At 40.7% G+C, this 26969-nt stretch carries 18 protein-coding genes, 1 tRNA gene, 1 pseudogene, 1 riboswitch and 1 other annotated feature; of the genes and pseudogenes, 4 read left to right on the top strand and 16 right to left on the bottom strand.

Features of this window, described 5'->3' with window-relative positions:
- Window positions 1-115: 115 nt before the first annotated feature.
- The 4 genes from HMPREF9708_RS06000 to HMPREF9708_RS05985 all read right to left on the bottom strand — a co-directional run bounded on the left by HMPREF9708_RS06000 (window position 116) and on the right by HMPREF9708_RS05985 (window position 8904).
- Complete coding sequence (locus HMPREF9708_RS06000) at window positions 116-841, bottom strand: pseudouridine synthase (protein WP_006309346.1); 726 nt, start codon at window positions 839-841, stop codon at window positions 116-118.
- On the bottom strand, window positions 841-4410 hold the full coding sequence (locus tag HMPREF9708_RS07930) for a polysaccharide biosynthesis protein (protein ID WP_006309345.1): 3570 nt from the start codon (window positions 4408-4410) through the stop codon (window positions 841-843). Before HMPREF9708_RS07930 ends, HMPREF9708_RS06000 begins: the two co-directional genes overlap by 1 nt.
- Window positions 4411-4491: 81 nt before the next feature.
- Complete coding sequence (gene leuS, locus HMPREF9708_RS05990) at window positions 4492-6912, bottom strand: leucine--tRNA ligase (RefSeq protein ID WP_006309344.1); 2421 nt, start codon at window positions 6910-6912, stop codon at window positions 4492-4494.
- 62 nt (window positions 6913-6974) lie between these two features.
- Window positions 6975-7183 (bottom strand) — a binding site (T-box leader).
- 11 nt (window positions 7184-7194) lie between these two features.
- Entirely contained in the window at window positions 7195-8904 is a 1710-nt protein-coding gene (locus HMPREF9708_RS05985; protein WP_006309343.1) for a LysM peptidoglycan-binding domain-containing protein, read from the bottom strand.
- Between the two features lie 222 nt (window positions 8905-9126).
- On the opposite strand from HMPREF9708_RS05985, the gene HMPREF9708_RS05980 reads away from it, so the two are divergent.
- Complete coding sequence (locus HMPREF9708_RS05980) at window positions 9127-9696, top strand: tRNA (mnm(5)s(2)U34)-methyltransferase (protein ID WP_006309342.1); 570 nt, start codon at window positions 9127-9129, stop codon at window positions 9694-9696.
- Between the two features lie 143 nt (window positions 9697-9839).
- On the opposite strand, the gene HMPREF9708_RS05975 is transcribed toward HMPREF9708_RS05980, so the two are convergent.
- The 5 genes from HMPREF9708_RS05975 to metK all read right to left on the bottom strand — a co-directional run bounded on the left by HMPREF9708_RS05975 (window position 9840) and on the right by metK (window position 14817).
- The gene (locus HMPREF9708_RS05975) at window positions 9840-10862 is read right to left on the bottom strand and encodes a sulfurtransferase (RefSeq protein ID WP_006309341.1); all 1023 of its coding nucleotides are present in this window, start codon (window positions 10860-10862) and stop codon (window positions 9840-9842) included.
- An 11-nt stretch (window positions 10863-10873) separates the two neighbouring features.
- A complete protein-coding gene (locus HMPREF9708_RS05970) occupies window positions 10874-12052 on the bottom strand; it encodes a MalY/PatB family protein (RefSeq protein WP_006309340.1) in 1179 nt (392 codons plus the stop codon).
- A gap of 130 nt (window positions 12053-12182) precedes the next feature.
- A complete protein-coding gene (locus HMPREF9708_RS05965; protein WP_156798785.1) occupies window positions 12183-13331 on the bottom strand; it encodes an FAD-dependent oxidoreductase in 1149 nt (382 codons plus the stop codon).
- A gap of 84 nt (window positions 13332-13415) precedes the next feature.
- Window positions 13416-13544 carry a hypothetical protein gene (locus tag HMPREF9708_RS08545; protein WP_006309338.1) on the bottom strand — a complete coding sequence of 43 codons (129 nt, stop codon included), beginning with the start codon at window positions 13542-13544 and terminating at the stop codon, window positions 13416-13418.
- 88 nt (window positions 13545-13632) lie between these two features.
- Window positions 13633-14817 carry a methionine adenosyltransferase gene (gene metK / locus HMPREF9708_RS05955; RefSeq protein WP_006309337.1) on the bottom strand — a complete coding sequence of 395 codons (1185 nt, stop codon included), beginning with the start codon at window positions 14815-14817 and terminating at the stop codon, window positions 13633-13635.
- A riboswitch (SMK box riboswitch) is annotated at window positions 14815-14900 on the bottom strand. (Overlaps the previous gene by 3 nt.)
- Before the next feature lie 203 nt (window positions 14901-15103).
- Here metK and HMPREF9708_RS05950 point away from each other — a divergent pair.
- The gene (locus HMPREF9708_RS05950; protein ID WP_006309336.1) at window positions 15104-15907 is read left to right on the top strand and encodes a hypothetical protein; all 804 of its coding nucleotides are present in this window, start codon (window positions 15104-15106) and stop codon (window positions 15905-15907) included.
- Window positions 15908-16100: 193 nt separating this feature from the next.
- On the opposite strand, the gene HMPREF9708_RS05945 is transcribed toward HMPREF9708_RS05950, so the two are convergent.
- Genes HMPREF9708_RS05945 through HMPREF9708_RS05925 form a run of 5 tightly spaced genes read right to left on the bottom strand, consistent with a single transcriptional unit; the run spans window position 16101 to window position 23807 of the window.
- Complete coding sequence (locus tag HMPREF9708_RS05945; protein WP_006309335.1) at window positions 16101-17417, bottom strand: hypothetical protein; 1317 nt, start codon at window positions 17415-17417, stop codon at window positions 16101-16103.
- Window positions 17407-20841 carry a type I restriction endonuclease subunit R gene (locus HMPREF9708_RS05940; protein WP_006309334.1) on the bottom strand — a complete coding sequence of 1145 codons (3435 nt, stop codon included), beginning with the start codon at window positions 20839-20841 and terminating at the stop codon, window positions 17407-17409. Before HMPREF9708_RS05940 ends, HMPREF9708_RS05945 begins: the two co-directional genes overlap by 11 nt.
- Window positions 20842-20844: 3 nt before the next feature.
- Window positions 20845-21981, bottom strand: coding sequence for a restriction endonuclease subunit S (locus tag HMPREF9708_RS05935; RefSeq protein ID WP_006309333.1), 1137 nt, complete (start codon window positions 21979-21981; stop codon window positions 20845-20847).
- Entirely contained in the window at window positions 21968-23575 is a 1608-nt protein-coding gene (locus tag HMPREF9708_RS05930; RefSeq protein ID WP_006309332.1) for a class I SAM-dependent DNA methyltransferase, read from the bottom strand. Before HMPREF9708_RS05930 ends, HMPREF9708_RS05935 begins: the two co-directional genes overlap by 14 nt.
- A gap of 4 nt (window positions 23576-23579) precedes the next feature.
- Window positions 23580-23807: a helix-turn-helix domain-containing protein gene (locus HMPREF9708_RS05925; protein ID WP_006309331.1), complete on the bottom strand. Its 228-nt coding sequence runs from the start codon at window positions 23805-23807 to the stop codon at window positions 23580-23582.
- 272 nt (window positions 23808-24079) lie between these two features.
- On the opposite strand from HMPREF9708_RS05925, the gene HMPREF9708_RS05920 reads away from it, so the two are divergent.
- Together HMPREF9708_RS05920 and HMPREF9708_RS05915 are read left to right on the top strand one after the other, a co-directional pair.
- Window positions 24080-24745, top strand: a complete 666-nt coding sequence (locus tag HMPREF9708_RS05920; RefSeq protein ID WP_006309330.1) for a hypothetical protein — start codon at window positions 24080-24082, stop codon at window positions 24743-24745.
- 154 nt (window positions 24746-24899) lie between these two features.
- Window positions 24900-26198, top strand: a pseudogene (locus HMPREF9708_RS05915) (ISL3 family transposase).
- Between the two features lie 102 nt (window positions 26199-26300).
- Here HMPREF9708_RS05915 and HMPREF9708_RS05910 read toward each other — a convergent pair.
- Both HMPREF9708_RS05910 and HMPREF9708_RS05905 read right to left on the bottom strand, forming a co-directional pair.
- Window positions 26301-26780 carry a CsbD family protein gene (locus HMPREF9708_RS05910; protein ID WP_006309327.1) on the bottom strand — a complete coding sequence of 160 codons (480 nt, stop codon included), beginning with the start codon at window positions 26778-26780 and terminating at the stop codon, window positions 26301-26303.
- 96 nt (window positions 26781-26876) lie between these two features.
- Window positions 26877-26947, bottom strand: a tRNA-Gly gene (locus tag HMPREF9708_RS05905).
- Between the last annotated feature and the right edge of the window lie 22 nt (window positions 26948-26969).

Raw genomic sequence — 26969 nt, 5'->3', positions numbered from 1 at the left:
CAAGGAGACTTAGACAATTTTTATTGCCTAAGACCTCTTGTATTCGTTTTCTATTATAGCACTAAAAAAGGAAGAGCTAAAGCTCTTCCCCACTAAAAATTGGCGCATCAAGTACTTATTCTAAACCATAAGGTCGCAACTGATCTTCCTCACTTGCTGTTAAACGGCGATAGCTTCCCGCTTCTAGGTTAGAATCCAACAGCAGTGGCCCCATTGACAGACGATGGAGACGAATCACCTCTACCCCACAAGCAGCAAACATCCGCTTCACTTGGTGGAATTTCCCTTCAGTTATCGTGACTTGGATCGCTGATTGCTCCTGGTTTGGATCAACCTTTAGAATCTCAAGCTTGGCAGGTTGCGTGGTAAAATCACCCAAATCAATTCCCTCAGCAAATACTTCCACCATTTCCTGGTTCACAATTCCTTGGATCGTCGCTTGATAAACTTTGGCAATGGCTTTTTTGGGAGAGGTTAAAGCATGATTTAAAGGACCATGATTGGTAATAAGTAACAATCCGGTTGTATCAATATCCAAACGCCCCACTGGGAAAAGGTCTGGTCGAAGATCTTCTGGGTCTAAACAATCAAGCACAGTGGAGTGATGTGAATCCTCGGTTGCTGAGATCACCCCTTGGGGCTTATTTAGCATCCAGTAGACAAAGGGTTCATAGCGGACTTCTTGCCCAGCCACACTAACTTCTTGCTGAGTGGGATCCACATGAACATTGGACTGCTTCACCACTCGACCATCAATGGTGACGCTCCCAGAACTAATCAGGGCTTTGACTTCTTTGCGAGATCCGTATCCTTCATGACTTAATAATTTATCTAATCGCATTATTTCCCAATACTCAATCTTTCTTGTAATGTTGCATGCCGGTCTCCAATCAGAATGGATAACATGCCAAACAGGGCCAAGACCCCAAAGTAAATGAATACCGCCACCACAATCACAATCAAGATCTGGACAAGGGTTAAGCCACGCCCAACAGGATCCATGATGAAGTTCAAGGTGCGATTCCAAGCTGAAGCTCCAATACCCATCAGTGTCGTCGCGATCACAATCCGGATCAGATCTCCAACAAAGTAACGGTCACGGATCTTAATCACGCGCCAGATCTTCATCCACATCATGACCGATATAACAGCAAAGGCTATGGTGGTCGCAAACATGGCACCGTGGGCTCTAAACATGGCTACCATTGGGAATTGTAAGATTGCTTTGATTCCAATCCCAATGAGTAAATAAGTAACGGCTGCTCGGCGATAACTCATCGATTGAAGAATAGTCGCGAGGACTGTATAAGCCCCCAAGGCAATCGCCATAATCGATCCTGTAACAAGGAGCTGAGGTCCAATTTCTAGACCCGCTGGGTAGAAGAAGGGATAGAGATTATTAGCAATCACGGCCATTCCTACCGCTGCTGGCAACATAACCAGGGCAAAAACTAAGACAATATTCTTAATTAATTCACTCGTCTTATTAACATTTCCTTGGGCAAATTTACTTGAAACAGCCGGGATGGATGAGCCGGCCATTGCGACTGCCAAGGAGACCACGATCATTACTAATTTATTGACGTCCAAATTCATGGCCCCAAATAGTTCTGCAATTTCACTGGTTAAAAGAACACTCGTCCGCACCAAGATCTGCTTAAAGGTAAAGGTGTCAATCACTTGGGCCAGAATAATCCCTGATCCTAATAAAATGAAAGGAATCGAATCCTTCAGCATCATCTGGATACTCTGCTTAAAGTCAATCTGAATCTTATCTTCGGATACTTCCTTAAGCTGATTAATCACCGGCAAGTGACGAATATAAACGATAATCAGAAAAATGACAGACCCAACCGCACCCACAAAGGCCGCAAAAGTTGAATGGGCAACCGCTTGAGTGACTGATCCGTGATAAACCTGCATAATCAAGTAGGTTGACCCTAAAATATAGAGAACTCGCAAGACTTGTTCAATAATTTCTGAAATAGCAAAAGGCATCATATTATTGAAACCTTGGAAATAACCCCTCGTCAAGCTCATCATCGGTAAAATCAAGAGCGCTGGTGCCAAGGAGCGAATAACCACAACCGCAGCTGCTGGATTATCAGTTGAAGATTGAATGGCTAGAGCAGGTGCAGCAAAGAAGAAAATACTTGCTGCAATCATCCCGGTGACAAGCATCACCAGTAAAGAGTATTTAAACAGCTTATCCGATACCTTAAATTCCTTCTTAGAATTATAATAGGCAATCTGCTTTGCCACTGCCCCTGGAAATCCAGCTGTTGCAATCGCAATAAAGTAAGCATAGGGGGTATAACCAACTGCATATAAGGAGTTAGCATGGGTATACTCAGCCCCCAACCAGGTCGCCCAAGGAATAATGTAGAGCGCACCGATAATCCGCGAGAAAATACTTCCAAAACTTAACCAAGCAGCATTTGAAACGAAGGATGACTTGCTGGTATCCTGTTCCGCTTCTGCCTCATCCACTGAAAGTGATTCTGGTGGTAAAGTGTAACTTTCAAGAATACTGTCAGATAATAGTGGCTCCTGATACTGTTGAGTTTCTTGCGAAATACGCTCAGCTAGCGCTTTTGGATCTTCTTTGACCTTGTCTTTTTTCTTCTTCTTTTCTTGACCAGCTAGACCAGTCTCAGGAACCGTTTGGTCTTCAAGGGAATCGTTAAGGTCACTGTTATCGCCTGGAAGATCTTCAGAATCTTTTAAAACTTCTGAATCCTCTGAACCATCGGAAGCTTCTATGTCGTCATTTGAAATACTTTCCATTAATTCATCAGACGCGATACTTTCCTCTTTAGCTGATGAATCGATAGGATCCTTTGCTGCTGGATCAGTACCTTCAACAACTGGATCGTCGACTTCTTCCTCCGCTTCTTGATCCGGTGTGACTGGGTCCTCTTCCTTGCCATCAAGATCTTGCTCGGTTGGTTCACTGTCAACCCCTAGAAGCTCTTTTTGTTGCTCGCTATTTGATTCGTCTTGCTCACCATGAAGAGCTTCTGATTGAGCCTCTTCAACTGGCTCTTGATCGGATTCAGTTCGTAAGACATTCTCAGCCTTTTGCTTGATTCCGGACCAAAAATGACGCGACTGGTCCGTAAACTGTTGCCATCCCCTCTCCAGGGAATGTTGAGACTTCTGCAGTTGTTGTTGCAACTTAGAAGGTTGCTTAGGTTCTAATTCATAGTGGTATTCTGGCAAATCAGCCGCTAATTCTTCTAAATCATCATCATCGTACATTTGAGTCTTGGGTTGCAAGTCAGCTTGATAAGCACTCGCTTCTTCCCAATCGCTTGCTATTGGAGTACCTCTCCATTCCTCGAGAGAGCCTTCCTCTTGCGAGATCGCTTGGTCAGAGTCTAACATTTCTGACCCTGTCTGCTCAGATAATTCAAGGTCATTCTCTTCATCAATGCCAACTTGACCCTGCAAGTCCGCTTGATCCTCTGAATTCATTGGCTCAATGGTATCATCTAAAGCGGTCGAATCCCACTCTTCATGAACCCATTCCTCACTTTCAAGCATGTCCGATTCATGATAATCGATTACATGCCCCGAATCCTCTTCCTCTGAAAGCTCAGTCAAGGTTTCCGCCATCATATCCGTAAAATCTGCTTCTTCTGGCTCTATTGGCTGGTAAGCTTCTTCATCGGCACGTGTTCTAAAGATCGTTTGCATGATCCCTTGCATGAAGCCTGGCTTGGCCTGGTGGACCCTTTGATAGGCTTGCCGATCTCTTAATTCCTTCTGAATGGAACGATAAGCGAAGGGGTTCTCTTCAGAAGACTCGGCATCAAGATGTGAGAAATCATGCCGCTCAAACATCTGATCCTCTAAATCCATGTTTAAGGTCTCTTGAAGATGTTCCCTCGATCCTAATCGATCGACTGGCATCTCTTCGTCCTTCTCATCCAAGTCTTCAAAAGAAGGCGTCGATTCATGGCCAGATTCATCAACCCAAGCCTCACCATCTCCCCAGATATCACTAAAATCTTCGTTTGATGCATCGATTTCACGGGCATGTTCTGGAACTTGAACAGAATCATCAAATGAGGATGGCCCGTAGGTGCTAGAGACTTCCTCTTCTCCTGGTAGTGGATCGAGCTGAGATGTGAATTCCCTATCAGAGGTGGAAAGATTATCTTGTTCAGGTCCCTCGTCGCTTAAGATTTGCTGAGAATCCTCTTCTCTTGTTTCTCTCAAACCCTCCTGCTCTTCAGTAAAATAATCTGAATCCAAAGGTTGCGGATTCGGGTGACGAAGCGCTTCAAGATCTTCCTTGGTAAATTCAATCGTCTCGAACCGATCATAAGGATCAAAGCTACGATTCTGCCATCTTCTTTGATTCCGTCCATCATGATGCTTCATATTTTGGTCTCGATCAGACAATGCTAGATACCTCCTTTACTCTATATTCTACCCTACAATATAACATTCTTAATGGTGAAATGCGATTATAAACCTTTTTTTCTAATTGGCAACAATATTCACCAAACGATTGGGGATCGCGATCACCTTGCGTATCGTTTTACCAGTTAGTTCTTCTTGGATCGTTTCGTTCCGCAGGGCCACTTCCTCCATGGCTGACTTATCTAAGTCAAGGGCAATGGTCTCTTTGGCTTTGACTTTGCCATTAATTTGCAAGACGATCTCTACTTGGTTCTCGACAGTGAGCGCTTCATCATAGGTTGGCCAAGGCACTTCAGAAATTGACTCTTCGTGGCCAAGTTTTTGCCAAAGCTCTTCCATTAAATGCGGTGCAATCGGTGCCAGAAGCTGAACAAAGCCTTCTGCATACTGCTTAGGCAGGACTTCCTCTCCCTTGGCTTCATTGAGGAAGATCATGAGTTGAGAAATCGCCGTATTAAAATGGAGCTGGTCATAATCCTCAGTCACTTTCTTAACCGTCTGATGGTAAACTTTGGTTAATTTCTCATTATCAGCTTCTTTGACTGTTTCCTTCAATTCATTGCTTTCTTCATCAATAAACAAACGCCAAACACGTTCTAAGAACCGCCGTGACCCTTCCAGCCCGTTTTCGGACCAAGCAATCGAAGCATCCAATGGTCCCATGAACATTTCGTAGACCCTTAAGGTATCTGCCCCATATTCTTGGACGACATCATCTGGATTCACAACATTGCCTTTCGATTTTGACATCTTCTCGTTATTTGCACCCAAAATCATTCCTTGGTTGAACAGACGCTGGAAGGGTTCTTTAGTTGGAACCACCCCGAGGTCATAGAGGAACTTATGCCAGAATCGTGCATAAAGCAAGTGAAGCACCGCATGCTCCGCTCCCCCAATATAGAGGTCAACATTTTGCCACTTGTCCAGGGCATCTTTAGAAGCAATTTCGGAGGTATTTTGAGGGTCCATATAACGGATAAAGTACCAAGAAGACCCCGCCCATTGAGGCATGGTATTCGTTTCACGACGGCCTTTCATACCGGTCTTAGGGTCAGTCACTTCTAACCAATCCGTTAAATTAGCCAGTGGAGATTCACCTGTCCCAGATGGGTGAATATTGGTGGCTTTAGGTAGCGCAACAGGCAAGTCCTCTTCGCTTACAACACTTGTAGTCCCATCTTCCCAATGAATAACAGGAATCGGTTCACCCCAATAGCGTTGACGGGAGAAAATCCAGTCTCTCAACCGATAATTGACTTGTCCTTGTCCTTTCCCTTCACTTTCTAACCATTCAATCATCGCTTGAATGGCTGCTTGGTTATCTAACCCGTCTAAGAATTGTGAATGAATATGAGGACCATCCCCTTCAAAGGCCTGCTCATCAATTCCAGCTGGTGACTCAATTACTTCTTGAATAGGCAAATCATACTTCTTAGCAAATTCATAATCCCGTTGATCATGTCCTGGAACCGCCATAACAGCACCCGTTCCATAAGAATTTAAGACATAATCCGCAACCCAAATTGGAAGTTCCTGGCCAGTAACTGGGTGGATCGCATAAGCGCCAGTAAAGACACCCGTCTTATCCTTGGACAGGTCGGTTCTATCCAGATCTGACTTTTTACTAGCTTGATCAATATAGGCTTCCACTTGATCCTTTTGTGAGCTCGTAACAATCTTATTCACCATCTCGTGTTCAGGCGCAAGGACAAGATAGGATAAGCCAAAAAGGGTATCGGGTCGGGTCGTGAAAGTCTGAATTTTTTCTGTTTTCCCCTTCAGCTCAAAATCAATCACGGCTCCTTGCGACCGGCCAATCCAATGACGTTGCATTTCTTTAACGCTTTCGGACCAATCTAAATCCTCCAAATCATCCAGCAAGCGTTGGGCATAGGCAGTAATCTTTAGCACCCATTGTTTCATTGGCTTGCGAACAACTGGATGGCCCCCTCTTTCAGAAAGCCCATCAATGACCTCTTCATTTGCCAAAACAGTCCCTAGCGCTTCACACCAGTTAACCGTCACATCCGCTTCATAAGCAAGCCCTTGTTCATATAACTTCGTAAAGATCCACTGAGTCCACTTATAATAATGAGGGTCTGTTGTTGAGATTTCACGATCCCAATCATAGGAGAAACCAAGTGATTTAATCTGACGTTTAAAGTTCGCAATATTTTTATCAGTAAATTCTGCGGGTGAATTTCCCGTATCTAAGGCATACTGTTCAGCTGGAAGACCAAAGGCATCCCAACCCATTGGGTGTAAGACATCATAACCTTGAGCTCTTTTAAAGCGGGCCATGATATCTGTTGCCGTATAGCCTTCTGGATGGCCAACATGTAGGCCTTGTCCAGATGGATAAGGGAACATATCTAAGACATAATATTTTTTATTTCCGGGCCGATTTTTAGTTTTAAAGGTTTGGTGATCATCCCAAAATTCTTGCCATTTCTTTTCAATTGTTCGATGTTGATAGGTCATTGTTATTACTCCTTTTCTTATTAAAAAATAAAAGCCCTATAAAGTCCTTGCCGAAAAAGACTTTATAGGGCGCTCATAGCGCGGTACCACCTATCTTCCATTGGATGATCCAATGCTTAAGACGTTAACGCCGCCAGACGTTTCGGGTTCACAAAGTTTGCTTCGCCCGAACTTTTAAATAGGAAGAGTTCAAATCGTTCCATCTACCTACTCGCACCACCCATAGGCTCTCTTTAGATTTCACGGATTCTACTTGGTCCTAAAAATTTATTGATGAATCGATTATACGTAAAGGACTGTTCCTGGATAAATTGCCGAAATACCATGGTTCTTAGCAACCAGTGTCTCTAAAGACATACCATAGCGGTTGGCGATCCCCCATAGGGTATCCCCCTGCTTACAAGTATAAGTTCCTTGGTTCGTTGTAACGGATTCTGCTTGGATATATTCAGTTTGTCCCACTTTAACAGGAACATCTTGATTGGCTTCCTTATAGTCCTTAACAACTTGATTAGTGGGTTCATTGACAACATAAGTATTAACAGTGCTTGATGCTTCTTGCACCTGGCCAGAAACGCTCAACACTTGGCCTGGATGAATCACAGAGTTTAACGATAAACCATTTGCTGCTAGAAGCGTTTGGATGCCAGTCCCGGTCTTACGAGCAATGGCATATAAAGAATCGCCTGGTTTGACGGTATAACGACTTCCTTGGCCTGCTGCTTGTCCAGCTGGCTGAGTTGTTTCAGCGACGACTGTCTTTTCGACCACTTTCCTTGTTCCAGCCGAATTATCTGTCCGCACTGGATTAGAATTTGATCCATTTGATGTGCCACCTGGGATCACTAGCTGTTGGTTGGGATGAATCACAGAAGAAAGTGATAGGCCGTTCGCCTGCAAGAGCGCTTGAATATTGCAGCCTTGCTTAGCAGCAATCGCATAGAGAGAGTCTCCACTCTTAACCGTATATTTAGCAGACCCAGCACCCTGTCTTTGACCAGTCTGACTTGAAGCTGAAGTAGCAGGAGGTGTAATCACTTGCTTAGAGATTCTTGCCTCCGTAACCTGTGTCCTAGAAGATTCGACACTTGAGGAAGTTGCTCCAGGAATGATTAGGCGTTGGTTAGGATGGATAACCGAACTTATCTGCAGATTATTGGCGGCCATTAAATCTTGAGGTTTGATACCAAACTGACGTGCAATCCGATAAATGGAATCTCCCGGCTTCACTTGATAATTCGCTGATGCGGTAGAAGTTTGACCACTTTGTTTAGGCGTTCTTGAGAGGTCGGCTGTCGAATTGTTTTGAGAGTTTCTGCTTGCTCTTGATGCAGGTCCTGCTACATCATAGGCATCTAAATTATATTCAGAAATAATTTTATTCAGTTTGGACCCATAGCTCGTATCGGTTGCATATCGCCCTGTTAAGTGGGCTGTTGCATCATGGTAAGAATTTGTATTGGATCTTAAAGCACCCGCATAAAACTCTCTGCGCCACTGCGAACCCTTACCAGTTAAGAGGTCCGCATAGTCATTTAAAGATTCGGCATAAGAATTATAACGTCTAAAATCATCTTTGATTTGGTAGTAATTCCCTGTTCCATCATCTTCCAAGGTGTCCATATTGGTTGATTGACCCTTATAATTCCCCTTGATTCCAAATAGATTGTAATTTGGGGCCTGGGCAAGTCTAGAATTTCCCCAAGCAGATTCTAAGGCTGCTTGAGCAATCATGACTGAAGCATAAAGATTATTCTCAGCCGCTATTTTTTCTGCAGACTGCTTGATATTATTAATAAATTCAAGAGGTGAAACCTTCTTTAAGCTGTCTTGGGCTTTGACTGTACGGGGTTGACCAACAGGATTCCCCAAGACAGAACCAGCAGAAAATAGAATTAACCCTGCATTTACTTGGGTTATTAGTTTCTTATATAATTTATGTCTTTTATTTCGGCCGATTTGGCGCATTCTTTGATTACGTAATTGAATCATTCGTGAACCTCCATACGGTTTTATTTCCATAATAAATATTGGATCGATAACGCCTTTATTATACCCTTTATCTTTTTTTCTTTGTCGAAATTCGGTGACTTTTATTTGATACTTAACATATGTAACACAAATGTAATACGAACTATATCAAGACTCACAGCCAATCCTTTATACTAGTCTTAATTCGATTACCAAGCTAATCAGATAGAATGGAGTATATAAATGAAGAACGCTGTACAGTTGAGTCACCACCATCTCGACCAATTAATTAATCTCTTTCCAGCTGGTATTTTCATTGATGCCACCTTAGGAAATGGGCACGATACTGCCTTTATCTTGCGGCATCCATTTTTTAAAGGAAAGGTCATTGCTTTTGATATCCAGCATCAGGCAATCCAGTCTAGTCAAGAAAAATTAGCTGGCTTCCCAGTCGAACACTATCAATTACTAGAAGCAAGTCACGACCAATTTGATCAATTCGTCTCAATCCTGGACTACCCTATAGTTCATGGAGCAGTTTTTAATTTGGGGTATTTACCTGGAGGCGGCCACCAAATGACAACTCGTCCTTCTTCAACCCAAGCAGCCATCGAACAGATCGCAAACCGATTGGTTAAAGGGGGACAAATCATAGTGGTTATCTACGCTGGTCATCCCCAGGGACTTGAAGAAAAACAAGTCCTCCTTGAATCATTCACAAGCTGGTCACAACAAGAATTTCAAATTAGCCACCTCGAATACATCAACCAGAAAAACACCCCGCCTTCCCTCTTAATCATTGAGAAAATTTAAGAAACATACTCACAGTCATTTTATATGAGAAGTCAGTCAATTTGGAAAACAATAAAGTAACTTTTAAAAAGACCCAGAAGCTCTTTCAACAAGAAAAGAGCTTCTGGGTTGTCATCTTTCATGGGCGCATCATGATGAAAAATTTAACGTCTCTCATCAATGATTTCTAATGCTGGCTCTCCCATCGGATTGCCTCTTTGAATCGGAAATTGTTCAGGATCTTCTTGATGAGCAAGGTAATACTTGTACCAAGACCCGTCGAACATCACCACTCTCTTCCAGCCCAAATGCTTCAAGAGAAAGAAGGCTGTTGAAGATCGCCAAGAAGTGCCACAATAAAGAATCACTTCTTGATCAGGTGTTATTCCCCACTTCTGCCATTGGGATAGGTAAACAGAAGGGGCTGCAAGTTCTCCTTGGACATTTGCGATGAGTTCATCACCTAAGTAACGTGCCCCTGCTATTTCACCCGAACCCTTATTCCACTGATGCCCTTCGTTCACTCCCAAATATTCATTCCAAGTGCGAACTGAAGCCAGAAGACTCTCTGGATGTTTTTTTCGATAGGTCACTAAATCTTCAGGTGTCCTTAGATAGATCTCAGGTCGTGCTGGGACATCACATCCAAAGTGATCACAGGGACGGCCCTTATTTTCTTGAGTTTCCAACGGGTAGCCCGCTCGTTGCCAAGCCTGGAGGCCGCCATCCAAAATCTTCACCTGGTCAACGCCTAAATAATAAGCAGCAAAAGCCATCCGGCTGGCAATATAGAGGATATCTCGGGCATAAATTGAATAAAAGACCACCTGGGAGTCTTTATGAACCCCCTTCTTTAAGAATACCTCCCGCATCTGTTCCGGGGTATTAAAGTAATCCTTAAATTCCCCTAGTTCATCCGTATTCAAATGAATCGCTCCAGGAATATGGCCTAGGGCATAATCTTCACTCGTTCGATTCTGTTCAAGCGGATAATTTCCCTTTCCCCGTGTGACATCCAGAACAATGAGGTTACTTGCTTCTTGGCAAATTTGATCATGGAGCCACTGGGCACTGACAAAGAAATCTGTTTCCATAACAGGGGAATCTGCTTGTAATAAACGAGAGTCCGCCCCCGCTTGAGCGACTTGATAGTTAGTGTCAATCAAATGAGAACTATCTTTTGACATCTTAACACTCCCTAATAATCCTTCAGCGCTTGACATAATCGGTCAATCGCAGCTTCTGCTATTTTGGTTGGTAGGGCCAGATGGATCCGAATGAAACCATCTCCAGCTTGTCCAAATGCTCGCCCGTCCGTCACGAACAAGTCATTTTCCAGCATAAGTTCCATGATGTCATCACTCTTCAGATTATATTTTCGCAAGTCTACCCATAACAAGTAGGAAGCTTGAGCCGGAGTTACGACAGCCTTTGGTAGTTTTTCCTGAATAGTTTGTCTAGCTGAGTGCATATTATGTTCAATCACTTCCACCAGCTCATCCTTCCAGTCAGCTGAGGTATTATAAGCGTGCTGACAAGCCAAGAGTCCTAGAGCGGGACTCCCTAATAAGTTTAACTTTTCTGCCATCAGCGTATAGCGTTCTCGCCACTCGCTATTAGGAATAAAGATGTTTGAAGTCTGTAATCCTGCTAGGTTAAAGGTCTTTGAAGGAGCAGTTGCGACAATTACATGCTGAGCAATTTCAGGCGAAAGACTGGCAAATACGTGATGGGTATATTCTTTATGGGCCAAATCAAAATGAATCTCATCTGAGAAGAGGTAGAGGTCATGCTCCATACATATTGCAGCGACTTCCTCTAATTCTTTCGAAGTCCAAATCCGGCCGCAAGGGTTGTGTGGACTACAGAAAATTACAGCCTTATTATGCGGATCCTTGGCCGCTTCCTTAAAGGCTTCAAAATTAATGGTGTAAGATCCTTCTTGGTTGATTAACTCAACAACGGTTAAATCCCGTTGATGGTTGACGACTTGATCCGCAAAGGGTCCGTAGACCGGTTGGAAAATAATCACCCCATCACCTGGTTCAGTAAAAGCATTAACGAACACATTAATCGCGGGTACAACACCTGGTGTGGTGACAAGCCAATCTCTTTCAACTTCCCAATGATGCTGGTCACGCATCCACTTTTGGACGGCCTGGAAATAGGCATCGGTAGGGAGAGTATAGCCGCAAATAAAACTATCCAGATCCTTTTTTAGCCCTTCAACCACAGCTGGAGGCATCGGAAAGTCCAAGTCAGCAACGGACAAAGGCACAATTCCTTCCTGAATATCCTCCTTGGCTTCGCGCATTAACAACCATTTTTTTGATCCTTGGCTTGTCCGATCGATACAAGTTGTAAAGTCATATTTCATCTAAAAACCTCCCAAAGTCTTCTTATTGATAAAATAATCTTACACAATTTAACCGTTTTCTTCAATATAGATTCAAAAAAGCAAAGACCGCATCAGATACTAGTCTTTGCTTTGATATGAATATGGCAAGTTAGAACAATAATTTATCTGCTCCACCCACTTGATTACCGAGTGCTTCAATTGCCAACACATTTAGATAATGCCAAGGGCGGTCATAATTAGGCTGGAAGAAGAAGTCTAAGAGTGCTAATTGCTCCAAAGTGTACTTGGCATTGATACAAGTCGACAAGACATTAATGGAGTCTGCCACATCAAACTTGGAAACCAATTGTCCCCCTAGAATCACATGACTCTCTTCGTCAAAGTAAATCGTCATATGCACAAGCCCTTCTTTACGCATAAAATCAGGATAGACTTTCTCTTCAACGTACTTGCTTGCTACTTTGCCGTCATAAATCGATTCATTAGCCGCTGATAGACCCGTAGTGGCAATGGTATAGTCGAAGAACCGGAGAGCCGAAGTGCCGGAAACTGGTGGCATCTTGACTGTTTGTCCCGATGCATTCAAGCCAGCTACAATCCCTTGACGTCTAGCCAAGGTTGCTAAGCCAACGTTATTTGGTTGCCTAGTCGGAGCATAAGGGATATAGGTTGCGTCCCCTCCAGCAAAAACATCTTCTGCTGAAGTTCTCAAATATTCATCAACCTTGATAAAGCCGTGATCATCAATATCGACCGCCCCTTGTAGCCAGTCTGTTCCTGGCTTAACACCTACTGAAACGATCACAGTATCGGCTGGATACTCGCCCTTATCCGTGATCACCTCGCTTACCTTGCCATCCTCGCCAACTAATTTTTCAACTTTTTCGCCACCTCTAAAGGTTAATCCTTTCTGGTTGGCATGATCTTCTAATAGTTGAGAAAGTTCTTGGTTGAGATATGTTGGAAGAATCCGGTCACTCATATCCAGTACAGTCACATCAATACCAGCTTCTGCATAGGCCGTCGCGACTTCAACTCCAATATAACCAGCACCGATTACAACGAGATGGCGAGTATGAGCCATTCGTTTTTGAACAATATCCGTATCGCCCCGTCCTCTAAAGGTATGAACATTTTCGAGTTCAATTCCTTCAATTGGAGGAATCGGCGCAAACCCTCCTGGACTTAACAACAGCTTATCGTAGCTTTCTTGATATTCTTTGTCAGCCGTCTTGACGGTGATTTCTTTAGCTTCTGGGTCAAGCCCAATCACTTGACTGGCTGGATGGATATGGATTCCTTGAGCCGCGTAGGACTCGTTATTTGCAAAGTGAACCTCATCTAAGTTCTTAGAGATACCTTCCAGGTATGACTGTGCACCTCACCCCATAAAAGATGATTGTTCATCTGCTTCAAACAAATGGATCTCTGCTTCTTTGTCTTGCTTCAATAGGGTTTGGACCGACTCATAACCAAAATGAGAGGTCCCTACCACAACGTACTTAACCATAATATTTCCTCCTATCAAATAATATCGCTCTATAGGAGTAATATTACCATGACTAATAAATATAACAAAATTATTAGCTTATTAAAAATCAGCTTAGGAGGGATAACAATTCCTCAACGCGATCCGTTCGCTCCCAGGTAAATTCTTCACCTTCCCGACCAAAGTGACCATAAGCCGCGGTTTTAGCGTAAATTGGACGTCTTAGATCTAACATTTCGATAATGCCACTAGGGGTCAGGTCAAATAGCTGACGGATGGCCTGTTCAATCTCCTGGTTCGAGTGGGTCGCTGTTCCAAATGTATTTACATTAATTGAAACAGGCTGAGCAACCCCGATGGCATAGGCTAATTGAATTTCTACCTTTTTAGCGATGCCTGCTGCCACAATATTCTTGGCAACATACCGTGCCGCATAGGAAGCTGAACGGTCAACTTTCGTTGCATCCTTACCCGAAAAAGCGCCACCACCATGGCGGGCATACCCCCCGTAAGTATCTACGATGATCTTGCGACCAGTCAATCCAGAGTCTCCCTTAGGTCCACCAATGGTGAAGCGTCCAGTCGGATTAATAAAAATCTTGGTTTTAGAGTCAAACAAGTCACTTGGTAGAGTGGGTTCAATGACATGATTCAAGATATCCTTTCGTAAATCTTCAAGTTGAACTTCATCACTGTGCTGACAAGAAACCACCACTGTATCAATATGAACGGGTTGGTCGAGCTCATCATACTCCACCGTTACCTGAGTCTTTCCATCTGGTCTAAGATAAGGTAAGTGACCTTGTTTACGAACTTGACTTAATTGATAAGCCAGTTTATGCGAAAGCGAGATCGGTAAAGGCATTAATTCCGGCGTCTCATCACAGGCATAACCAAACATCAGTCCCTGGTCACCAGCGCCAATTGCTTGTTGTTGCGACTGATCGTCCCTGGTCTCTAAGGCGTGATCAACCCCTTGAGCAATATCAGGTGATTGCTCATCGAGTGATACAATGACCGCGATATTCTCTGCGTCAAAGCCGAATTTTCCTCTGGTGTAGCCAATTTCTTCTACTTTTTCACGAACTAGCTTCTGAATATCAACATATGCGGTCGTAGTCACCTCACCAAAGACTAACACGAGACCCGTGTTAACTGCTGTTTCACAGGCTACACGCGCAAATTTATCTTGTTCCAGTAAAGCATCTAGGATTGTATCGGATATTTGATCCGCAATCTTATCTGGATGCCCTTCAGTCACGGACTCCGATGTAAATAATTTTCTTTCTTGCATAGTATTTCCCCCAGTCATTCTTTTGGTTACAAGGCAAATCTACTTTCATAGACCCTATCGGGAACTTTTTCTTTGTAACGCATCGTATTATATCAAAGATTAAACCTTTAAGTAAACAAGCGAAAAATATCACTACTATATAATGTGAACCAACAATTGGAATTAAACTAAATACTTACTTAATTCTGAAAGAGCCACTCACATATAAGTATATATTGAAAGATACCAGCGGATCGATTAAACTATTGACAGGTACAATAAAATGTTAACTTTAGAAAGGATCATCATGAAAGATCTTATACGTTATTTACAACACCCCCTCGTTCCAATCCTAGCCACTCCCTTGGCAGCCATTGTTTTTGGCTTGATAGCTGGAATTACAACTTCGACCTCATTTGAGCCAATGACCGCACTTTTTCTATTTTTGACCCTGGTCTTTTCGAATCTCGTCAATCATTACCAGTATCAAAAATATATTAAAGATAACCAAGAAGTGGTCAATCCAAGTCTTTTTTATACTTTTACATTCTTGATGCTGGCCAGTGCCATCCTCTTTATGTTGAGACAGCATTGGATTATTAACTTACTCCTCATCTTTTACCTCAGCTTTATTCTCATGAAATTCTATCCACTGCGTCTAGTCAATAGCCCCTACTACTATATCTTAAATGTCTTCTTTAATAGTTTTCTATTAAATGCGATGGCCTATTTTTCGCAAGCAAGAGGAATTAATTCCATGATCATGAAGCTCTTTATTCCAATTGTCTTTTATGTAGCGGGGATTGAATTATTAAACCAAGCCCTTAAAGGAACCCTACCAAGTTTTAAGCGGAGCGGTGTTAACCGAAACAGAATCCAGCAAATCAGTCTGGGAATGATGGTCGTGGCGATTATCCTTGGAGTCTACTTTTCTCAACCCAGTCGTTCATTATTTTTCGTCCAAATCCTATTTGTTTTAATCAGCCTTACAGCTAGTCTTCCAGCCATTGTGCCCGTATCAACCAGCCAGAAAGTTCAAAACAAATTAAACTACAATGCTGCCATGTCGCTTATTTTCAGTCTGACCTATGCACTAAGCTTTATTTTCTAAGAGACAGATCTTGGTCATTTAATTCATACAAAAGAGGCCCAGCAAAGGGGCCTTCACTTAGGGATTGTATGAAAAACAGTTTTTGAGTGACGTCTTCAAGCGATGACAAAAGAAATAACGACCATACAAGAGTAGGAATACTCCTGTGTGGTCGTTTTCTTATGCTCAAGTACCTAAATGGTATGTGAGGTTGTTATTCTTCAACAGTGTTTTTTTCTGTTGACTCTTGTTCCTTTATATATTTCTCTATTTCTGCCATGTCAGCTGCATCTCTTGCTCTATTAGTGCACTGTCCATTTCTTCGATATATTTTCAATACATCATTTATTTCAGATATTGAAAGTTCTGTTATATGGTTTTTAAAGAAACTCATATAGCAATCTGCATCATAAAAACCATTAAATGTTGGAATAGCTTTAGCCATTATCAAAACAAACTCTGCCAAATCAAAATCATCACATTCTTTTACTGTCTCGTATAGCATTTCCGTATAAGTTGCTTCATGAACTGATGTGATTTCCTTGAAATAGCAATAAATACTCTTGCTTTCACGAGGGAAGAATGCTTTATATAGATTCAATCCACGAGGTTTTGTTAATACTCGTTTACTGATGTAATCAAAAACTTCTTCATTATCTCTTACAATATCCATAATGATTGGATAGGAAGTGATAAGGGATATAAATGCATTTGCTCGTCGTGAACTATCTTTTAATCCTTCTACATTTACTTTTGAATAGATATCAATTATTGTTTCTTCAGAGAACAAAGCTGTATAGCCATTTTTTATTGCAAAATCAGTCATCGTAAATGCAAAAGCATATAAACCATAAACATTTTTTGTACATTCTTCTGCATCTGACACCAACAACAAACGTACAAATGTTTTGTATGATTTCCTGAAAGAATCATACGTCATTCGTTTTAAATACTTTTCAGCAATACTCTTTTTAATTGAATTATCAAGACCATTGTTAGGAATATGCGATATAGATTCAGCATATTCTTCTACATCTGCCTGAGCAATGGAAAATAAATCCATAATGAAAGGTGCCTTTACTGAAAGAATATGGTCATACATTGAACAAATAAGCATTCTTGCATGATAGTCACTTGGTACATATAATGTATTATCGTTTACCTTTAGATGCGCACATTTATTCCTGCAGTTTTTCAAATAATCTATATCTTCAATAAATCTATCAAAATATAGCGGGCAATTATCTTTGAAAAATTGAATGATCTCATTTTCCACTTTTGAATACTTCTCATCATCCTCAATCATTGCATTGACTTCTTTTAGCTTTTTATCAGCTTTTTTATCACCTTCGTTTGCCATTTTTTGTAGTTTTATAAATAAGTCGTATATGACAAATGAATAGAGCAAAACCACAGTAGCACGGTAATTCTGGCTATAATATGATTGAAGTATTTCTTTAAAGTAGTTGCGAGAATCTGTGTTATCAAACACCCTATAATCTTTTTCATCAAACAACACTTTAATCACCATCCTTCTTTCCACCATATAGGGCACTATCTTCAGCAACCATCATAGGCCTTTGTGTAGGAGCAGAATAAATAAAAGGAACAACCTTGCTTTCTGGGGTTGTTTCGGAATACTCCTCAAAGTTTTCTACCTGCTCCATAACCTTTGTGAACACTTCAGGACTGTATTGTGGCGGGTAACCGTTTTTAATCAAACAAATCTTGATATCAAGTTTCAACTGATTACGCACGTTCTGATTGTTGAGCCAGTCAGCAAACGAAGACTTAGTATCGATGATTTCCTTAACCTTTTTAGCAAGTGACTTGCACTTGTCATTTACAACAAAACCATCAACTTTTTTGTCAGTACCATATTCAAAATTATACTGGTCACGAAGAACAACCAAAATATCATAGAACGCCTTTTCTTCAAAGGTTAATCCTATTTTACGGAAGCTCTCACGATTTTCATTCATTTGACGAAGTATTGCCAAAGCTTGTTCAGTAGCAGCCTTAATAATATCTTCTGATGCCGCTTCCTGTGCTGCTCCGGCTTCTTCAGCTGTAAGGTGCTTACGTCTTTCATGGTATTCAGCAATAGTTTTTTCAAGCATTTCTTGGAAAGTCTTTGCTGCTAACTGATTGACCTTGCCGTATTCTTTTATTTGCTTACGGAGCATTTTGATAAGTAACTCCAACTTTGTGGCTGGCATTTTTACATCCGATAACTTTTCAAAGTATTCAGGAGAAAAAATATCTTCTTCCTCGCCACTTTCAAGAACGCTTTCTACCTGATTGTATTTCAATGCTTCTTCAACCATTTTTGAAACTGCACGATTCATAGTATCAGCATCAACATCACTTGTTCCGCTCATTTTACGAACGAAACCTGCTATAGCCATAAAGCACTGTGCAAGTGCAGATTCTTCTTCGCCAAGGTTTCCAGAAGGTTGGCAAATATCAAAAGCACGTCTCATTCTCTTAACGGTCTTTAAGAAATATGTCTTAAATGAGACCTGATTAGTCTTTCCATTTGATTCTGTCTGCAGTGCCTGTGTTGACGCAAAGACAAATTCAGCTGCTTTAGAAAGTAATTTATATCTATCAACAGGGTCACACTCTGGATTAAGGAATGGTGCTAAATCATAATCCGTAAATAGTGTTTTAAGGATTTCAAGTTCTTCTCTGAATACAGATGTAGCCAGTTCAACATCATCTGAAGTAGGAGCAACTGATGTATCACCACCGTAAACCTTCATGGCTTCACGCATATTGTCACGAATACCAATGTAGTCGATAATCATACCATAATCCTTACCCGGATATTTTCTGTTTACACGGCTTATTGTTTGAATTAACAAATGCTTCTTCAATGGCTTGTCATTGTACAAATATGTGAGTGAAGGAACATCAAAACCTGTAATCCACATATCAACTACGATAACAATACGGAAATTAGATTTTTTCTGTTTAAATGCTGCATCCAGTTTCTCAGAACGTTTATCGTTTTTAACGCCACCAAGATAGTTATACATCTCAGTTTTATCATTACTTCCTACACTGGATACCATAGCCATAAATGGCATAGGTTTTAACTCTTTTAGTTCCTCATCTGTTGCAGTAACTCCGTCAGGTGTTTTCTTTTCTTCAAACCATTCAGGATATTTATCCTTGAATTTAAGAAGTAAAGAATATGCAATCTTTCTGCTTGAGCAGACAATCATTGCCTTTTGGATTCTATCCGGGTCACCTTCACAAGATGAAATATAATGGTCATGAATATCCGTAGCAAGTCTTTCTAATCGAGAAGGTTCTGCAAGAATAACTTCCATAGAACTCATTGCTCGTTTACTTGCTTCAATATCATCATATGTAGCACCATCATCGGCACACTTTTTATAGTAATCTTCAATTTGTTTAGCTTTGGTCTTATCAAGTAACACCTTAGCAATGCGAGGATGATACTTAATAGAAACAGTAAGTCCATCTGCAACTGCCTGATCCATTGTGTATCTATCAATTTCTTCACCAAAGGTCTGATAAGTTTCAGCAATAGGTGTTCCTGTGAAACCTACGAATGTAGCCTGCGGGAATGCTTCCTTTAATACTTTTGCATATGGTTTTGAAACCATAGCTTTCATATTCTCATCAGCATCCTTGCTAAACTGGATTTTTTTAGAATGTTCAAGCTGAGTTCTGTGGGCTTCATCAGAAAAACATATAATATTCTGACGGTCATTGATAAGACCGATTTTATCATCTTCTCGGTCGCAGAACTTTTGGATGGTGCAAATATAGAAACCACCGCTTTGTCTTGCACCGAGTTCTTCTCTTAACTGTGCTCTGTTCTTAACAACAGATACCTCACCAAGATTTAAGAATTCCTTACTCTTAGTAAACAGTTTAGCACCTTGTTTCTGAAGTTCTTCACGGTCAACGATAAGAATAATTGTCGGTGACCCAATTTCTGGAATGTCAGAACAACGAAGTGCAAGCTGACGTGCAAGGAAAGCCATCGTATATGTTTTACCACAACCTGTTGCTCCAAAGTATGTACCACCTTTACCACTCTTGGTAACGATAGAATTAACAATACTTTGCTTTAATAATTTTGCAGCAAAGAACTGTGGGTAACGACATACGATTTCAACTTCGGCACTATCATAAATACTATCCTGAAAATAAATATAATCTCTGAAAATCTCTAAAAATCTTGCAGGTGAATATACACCTTTAATCATCGTTTCAGTTTCAGCAAAAGGTAGAGGAGAAACTTCATCACCGTCATTCACACGTCTCCAAGCATAGAAATGCTCATAAGGAGTACGCACCGTACCAAGTCTTGTCTTAACTCCGTCAGAGATACAAGCCAAAGGACAGTAGTGTAGTAAATGTGGAATATCTCTCCAGTAGCGAATATTAATCTGCTCCCACGCATCATAAACTGTCGCATGAGCATCAGCAGGATTTTTTAATTCAACAACGCATAAAGGCATACCATTAACAAATAACAATACATCAGGTCTACGATTTTCCTTCTGACCATTATTTGTGTATTCAACGGTAAACTGATTAACCACACGGAAGATGTTATTATCTGGATTATCAAAATCGATAAGTGGTACCATCTTTGCCAATCCGTCCTGTGGAGTAAACTGAATACCATCAACCATCCAGCCATAAACTTTATGCAAGGTTGCAAAATCACTCTCGGCACCGACAAGACGAATGTTATCAAATATCTGTGTAACTTCATCTTCAATAAGTTCAGGATTAGTCTCAGCAATAAATTTCTTAAAATCATCGGCGATTAAAACATCTCTTTTTGTGACACGACTAATACTGTTGCCGGCTGTGTATTTCCAGCCTTCAGCTTCCGATAATCCAACGAAGGCATACTCGTATTGTGATTCACAATAGTGGCCGTTATATTCTTTTAACTTTGCCATAGATTACGCCTCCTTTGTTTTCATTCCTTCTTCGATAGAACCATTAATTAAAATAGGGCAAATATCTTTTATTTGTGCTTTAAGCTCTTCATTGATATCCCTACGGGAATTGTATGCGTTGTATATATTAACAATAACTTTTTGAACTTCTAAAGTTGGTACTGGTATTTCTATTTCGTAAAAACGATCCATATCTAAATTGGTTCTTATACTTGCATCACTCATAAACCAACCTAAGCGGTCAACTTCTTTACGTGAAAACCACATCATTATGTACTCAGCAAAAACATCTTTATCTTTTACCTCTAAAACAGAGTATGCAGGTGAAATTACGATAGGTTCTTCTTTATCAAACAGAGCAATACGGATACATTCATCACGTCCTGTCTGCATACCAGAAAATGCGAAATGACCCTTCTGCACTAATTTATACTTTGACAAATCAACGCCATTTGTGTTTGCAACAGATGGCATAAACTTTTTTGTAATATTGATACCTTGAACATCGGTTATTATTCCATCAGCATTTCTATTATCTACTTCCTCAAGAATCTCACCTACCGATTTCCTGGCAGATTTGTGTTTATAATTGTCGATTAACGCTTCAAAAGTAAACTTCAAATCTTCCAATCCACGCTCATAGCTTTGCTGATTGGCAAGCATGGAGTTGTAGATTTCAACATATTTTTGTTGGATTGAGAGAGGGGGTAAATCAACTATCATATCGCATAATGATTCCCATGCAAATACTTCGGTTGAGCTTCCCCATGATTGAAAACAAGCTTCTCTGTCCCATTCGTCACGTTTAAAATGCAAGAATAAATAGTCTGGCAAAATCACGCTGATCATAGACGTTTTTACTCTAAAGGCTATATTATTCCAGCTAATAATAAACGTATTGCTTGTATTATTATATCCAAAACCTATCTTTTTTCCATGAGTTCTTGGGTTATATATGAACTCATTAGGACTAACTACCAAAAATTTCGATAAATCAGTTCCGGTTACATCTGCTTTTGTTGGAATGATTTCTTTTGTGATCGTCATTCCTCTGACATCATCAGGGCCATATTTTAAATCTGTATTAGTAGTTAAAACAAGCTCAATAAGCTCCCCAAGTTTATACTTAGTCAATGCCATAACCGATCCCCCTGAATGCTTCTTCCAACATCTGCTGAGATTCCTTTTCCTGCTTCATGACCTCACGCATTTCAGCCTGTATCCGAGCCATTTCCTTTTTATAATCAATTTCAAGGTCATGGTCGATAAACTCAATATACTTGCTTGGTATGAGCGTCCAGCCTTTTTCTTCAATCTCGGCAATACCAACACTGCGGTAAAGCTCGGGAACTTCGTAATTTGCTCCGTCAGTGCCTTCCGACTGCCATGTGTGATAGATATCAGCAGCATGTTCAATTTGTTCAGTTACTAAACGAACCTTCTTTTTATTTTCACCTTTGACAGGATTATCTCTCCACTGGCGTAAATCCATGAACAAAATTTCATGCTCACGATTACGGAGATTCCTTCCGTGATATTTACCACCTTTTTTATTCTGGTTCAGAATCCATAATGTAACACTGATATCAGTAGTAATAAACACTTCTCTTGGAAGAACAATAATGGCTTCAACCTTATCATTCTGAATAAGCTTTTTACGGATTTCTAATGTATCGCTGTCATTTAATGCACCATTAGCAAGCAAAAATCCTGCAACACCATCAGCAGGCTTTAAATGCGAAAGCATATGTAAAATCCACGCATAGTTTGCGTTACTTTCAGGTGGTGTAACATAATCTGCCCAACGAGCATCGTTCTTTATATTCTCATCATACCAACCTTTAAGATTGAAAGGAGGATTTGCCATAATGTAGTTAAAGTACAAGCCCTTATGTAAATCATGGGTAAAGGATGAGTCTGCCTCACCACCAAGATTATGACTAATACCACGAAGTGCCAAATTCATTTTAGCAAGACGATATGTTGCAGGCTCTTTTTCCTGACCGTAGATATTTATACTGTTAAGATTGCCTTGTTTTGATTTCACAAGTTCAGCACTTTGAATGAACATACCACCTGAACCACAGCAAGGATCATACAGTGTGCCGTCATAAGGTTCAATCATAGCAGCGATAAGCTGAACAACATCATGAGGAGTATAAAATTCTCCTTCTTCCTTTGTTGCATTAACTGCAAATTCCTTAAGGAAATACTCATATACATAGCCTATTAAGTCTTTTTCTTCTCCAAATGCTTTGTGGCTGATTTTATTTACTTCATCCACAATTTTCTTGATGTCATTGGCTGCTAAATTTCTTGTAGTGAATGTACCTTTAATAAAGCAACCTTTAAGCTGAGGATCTTCCTCTTCAAGTCTTGTTAAAGCAGTATCAAGTGCAACGTTAAGTTTTGGTGCAGGTGTGTTAATAATTGTTGACCATCTTGCTTCAACAGGAAGGTTATATGTTCCATCTGCAAATGTAGCATCATCAAAAAATGCTGCTCTGATATTTTCGTCATCAGGGTCAAGTCCCTGTTCAATTAAAGTCAGTCGAAGAGCCTCGATTCCGTCTTCGTATTTCTCACCGATAAAGCGCAAGAACACAAGCGTGAGCATCATATCTCTTTTTTCAAAGAATGAGCCGGAATTACGAGCAGCACGCAAGTAATCTCTACAGTTAAAAAGTATGCTATCTATATTTAAAGCTTTTTCAGCAGTTTTCTTCTTAGCCATCGTATTATTCATCCTTTCCGATATTAGTCCATTCTGCTTCCAACGCACTGAAATCAATACCCTGCGCTTCACAGAAATCTTTTATTTTTTTCATAGCAGACATATTAGGTTTGCTCTTTCCACCTTCCCAACGGTTGATTGATGAAAATGAAACCCCAAGTTCTCTGCCAAATGCCTCCTGTGACAAAAAACACTTCTGACGGATTTTCTTTATTTCAGCTGAATAAGTCATTTTATTTCATCTCCTAGTTTATATGTCAATGATACAGCATAATTATAGCAAAATTTATGAATTTTTCTACCCCTCCAGTCCATCTGTAACTTTTGCAGATGGATTTTTATATTTTCAGAAAAAGCGTCCTTTTTATGCCTCTCCCAAGACTAACAGTTAGGAAGGACAGAAATTCTTTCAAATGTATCCGCTCAAATTTAAAAGCTTTCTCCAGTGGGAAAGTGTATGGACGATACAAGTAACTATCATTAGGAAGGAGGTAATACAGATGTATGGATAAGAAAAACGAAAAACAGAACGTGGAGGTTTTCGATTACTCCACGATACCCAAGTTCATGAAAGACCATGGCAAGTTCTGTCTGTGGAAGCTTGTAATGAAACCGGGTAAGACCAATCCTGACAAAATACCATATCAGCTTAACGGAAAACGAGCCGATGCTACAAACCCACAACACTATTCATCTTTTAATGAAGCTGTGGAGGTGTTTGGCAAAGGTAGTTATGCAGGTATCGGTATCGGCTGCTTTGAACCATTAAGACTTGCGGATGGTGATGATTGCATTATAAACAGAAAGCTTGATACAAGAGGTCAGAATATTAGAGGTCAGAATATTGTTGATACCCTTGATTCATATACGGAACTTAGTCCGTCCGGGAATGGTATTCATATCTTTATTCTTGCAGATGGTTTTGCTTATGACAGCGAACGCTACTACATCAATAATCGCAGTACTCATGTGGAAGTCTATGCTCCCGATGTTACAGGAAAGTTTCTGACACTTACAGGCAAAGCAGTTCATGGGGGTGATGTCAATGAACGCAGTAAAGAGCTGCAGATAGTTTGGGATAAGTATATGAAAAGGTCTGATGCAGATGTTACTTTTCCGACAGTAGATGCTCCCGGCAGTTACCTTTCCGATGAAAGAGTATATACCTAGGCATCAAAATCCAAGCAGGCAGATAAGTTCAGGTTCTATAATATATAGGGTTGATGGAAGAAAAAATCTTCCTTCAACCCTATTTTTAAATACACAAAAACACAGAAGTCCGATATATTTAAAGTGCTACCCTAAAACAGAAAGGACCCTGTGCATGACTAATGATATAAGAAAATTCCTTAATATTAAAGACCCAAATATCCAGTTCTCCCCAGATTCTGTTCAAGAACAAGACAATAAGCTCTATATCCACTGTTCACTCACCTATCCTGTTCATACCTGTCCAAAGTGTCACCATGAAGGTTGTGTCCTTAAGAATGGTTTCCGTCCTTCTAAAGTTACCTACCTCGAATCCGCTGGCCAAGCGAGTTATCTCATTCTAAATAAACAACGCTTACTCTGTAAAAAATGTCACCATTCATTAACTGCACAGACACAACTTGTGGAGAGGAACTGCTCCATCTCAAGAGCCACCAAACAAAAGATTGCTAGCTTAGCCACCAGAACCTATTCAGAAAAGTCGATCGCCGATCAAACGTATGTTTCAATTCATACAGTCCGTCGGGTGGTGGATACATTCTCTTCCGCAGTCCGTAAAAGGCCAACGACACTCCCCAAACATCTTTGTTTTGATGAATTTAAGTCCACACGAACGGTGAATGGGGCCATGAGTTTTATCTTCTGTGATGCCACCGACCACCAAGTCATTGATGTCGTAGAGGATCGACGTTTAAGATACTTGAAGGCCTACTTTTACCGTTATAGTCGCAAAGAACGAAAAAAGGTCCAAACCACTTGTATCGATATGTACACTCCCTACATCGAATTGATCCGCCAACTCTTTCCTAATGCCTCCATTATTATTGATTGCTTCCACATCGTTCAATCACTCAATCTCGAATTAAATCGATATCGTATCCATTGGATGTATAAAGTAAAATACCAAGATCGGTGGCTCTACAATAAACTCAAGCGGTATTGGAAACTGTTTTTAAAGAAGGAGACAGACCTTGACCACACACATTACAGGCGATTTACCCTCTTTGATTCTCTAACGAATACTGGCCATATCGTCGATTATCTCTTAGATCAAAATCAAGTCTTTAAAGAAACTTATCGCATGGTTCAAAACATTCGTTATGCCCTCGAAAAGTCCGATTACGATCAGTTTATGATGACGCTACATCAAGCATCTAATCGACCACTCGCACCTGGATTAAGAAGAGTTTTGAGAACCTTTAAGAAAATCCAACCATATATTTCCAATACCTTTAACCATCCTACCGTAACCAATGGCCCAATCGAAGGAATTAATAATTAAATTAAAGTCCTTAAGCGCAACGCTTATGGTTACCGTAAGGATACCCATTTCAAGAACCACATTCTTTTAATATCAAGACTGTATGTGTCCGGAAGAAAAGAAAAAGAGACCAAGCAACAGCTCGTTGCTTAGTCTACTTTAAATACCATCACCCTATTTGACAAAGAGCCACTATTTGGGGTCACTCTACAAAGGGGCCTCTTTTCTATAGGATATTATCAATAAGGATAGACGTTATTCTTCATCGTTTAGTAAGTTATCTACGACTTCATTAATTCTATTACCTAGATCATCTGCATGACGATTTGCTTCGACTGCTTGTTCTCGAGTGGCTTCACGATTACGTTCATTCTCTTCAATTGCTTGTTGCCGTAACTCTTCTGCCTTCTCAGCCGCTTCATCCTTCAAGCGTTTGCCTTCATCGATCGCATTCTTAATATTCTCATCGGCAGATGTCGAAACAGATTCATGAGCGTTCGTGATTTGACGTTTTACCTGTTCTTGAGCTTCTTCGACACGAGCTGAAGCTGATTCTTTTAATTCATCAGCATGACCACGACCGCTAGCAACGGCTTGCTTAATATCGCCTTCCACTTGTTGAACAATCCCTTTAGATTGGGTTTCAGGATTATCCGTCGCCTTACCCCAAACCTCTTTTACTTTACCTACGATTTCATCCTTGATCCCATCAAGGTTCTTCATATTATCTGTCATGGTAATGCCTCCTTCTTTTAATATCAATAATATAGCATGAAGAAGAAGGAATATCCAATAAAGTGCTCAAAAAAAAGACTCCTAAGAGTCTCAAAAAGCGGGTGAGGAGAATCGAACTCCCGACAACAGCTTGGAAGGCTGTAGTTTTACCACTAAACTACACCCGCATAAACGGTCCGGACGGGATTT

This window comes from Facklamia languida CCUG 37842, from assembly GCF_000245795.1.
Classification (GTDB): domain Bacteria; phylum Bacillota; class Bacilli; order Lactobacillales; family Aerococcaceae; genus Facklamia; species Facklamia languida.
The sequence above is the reverse complement of the archived record's forward strand: the minus strand, read 5'-3'. Positions and strand labels throughout refer to the sequence as shown.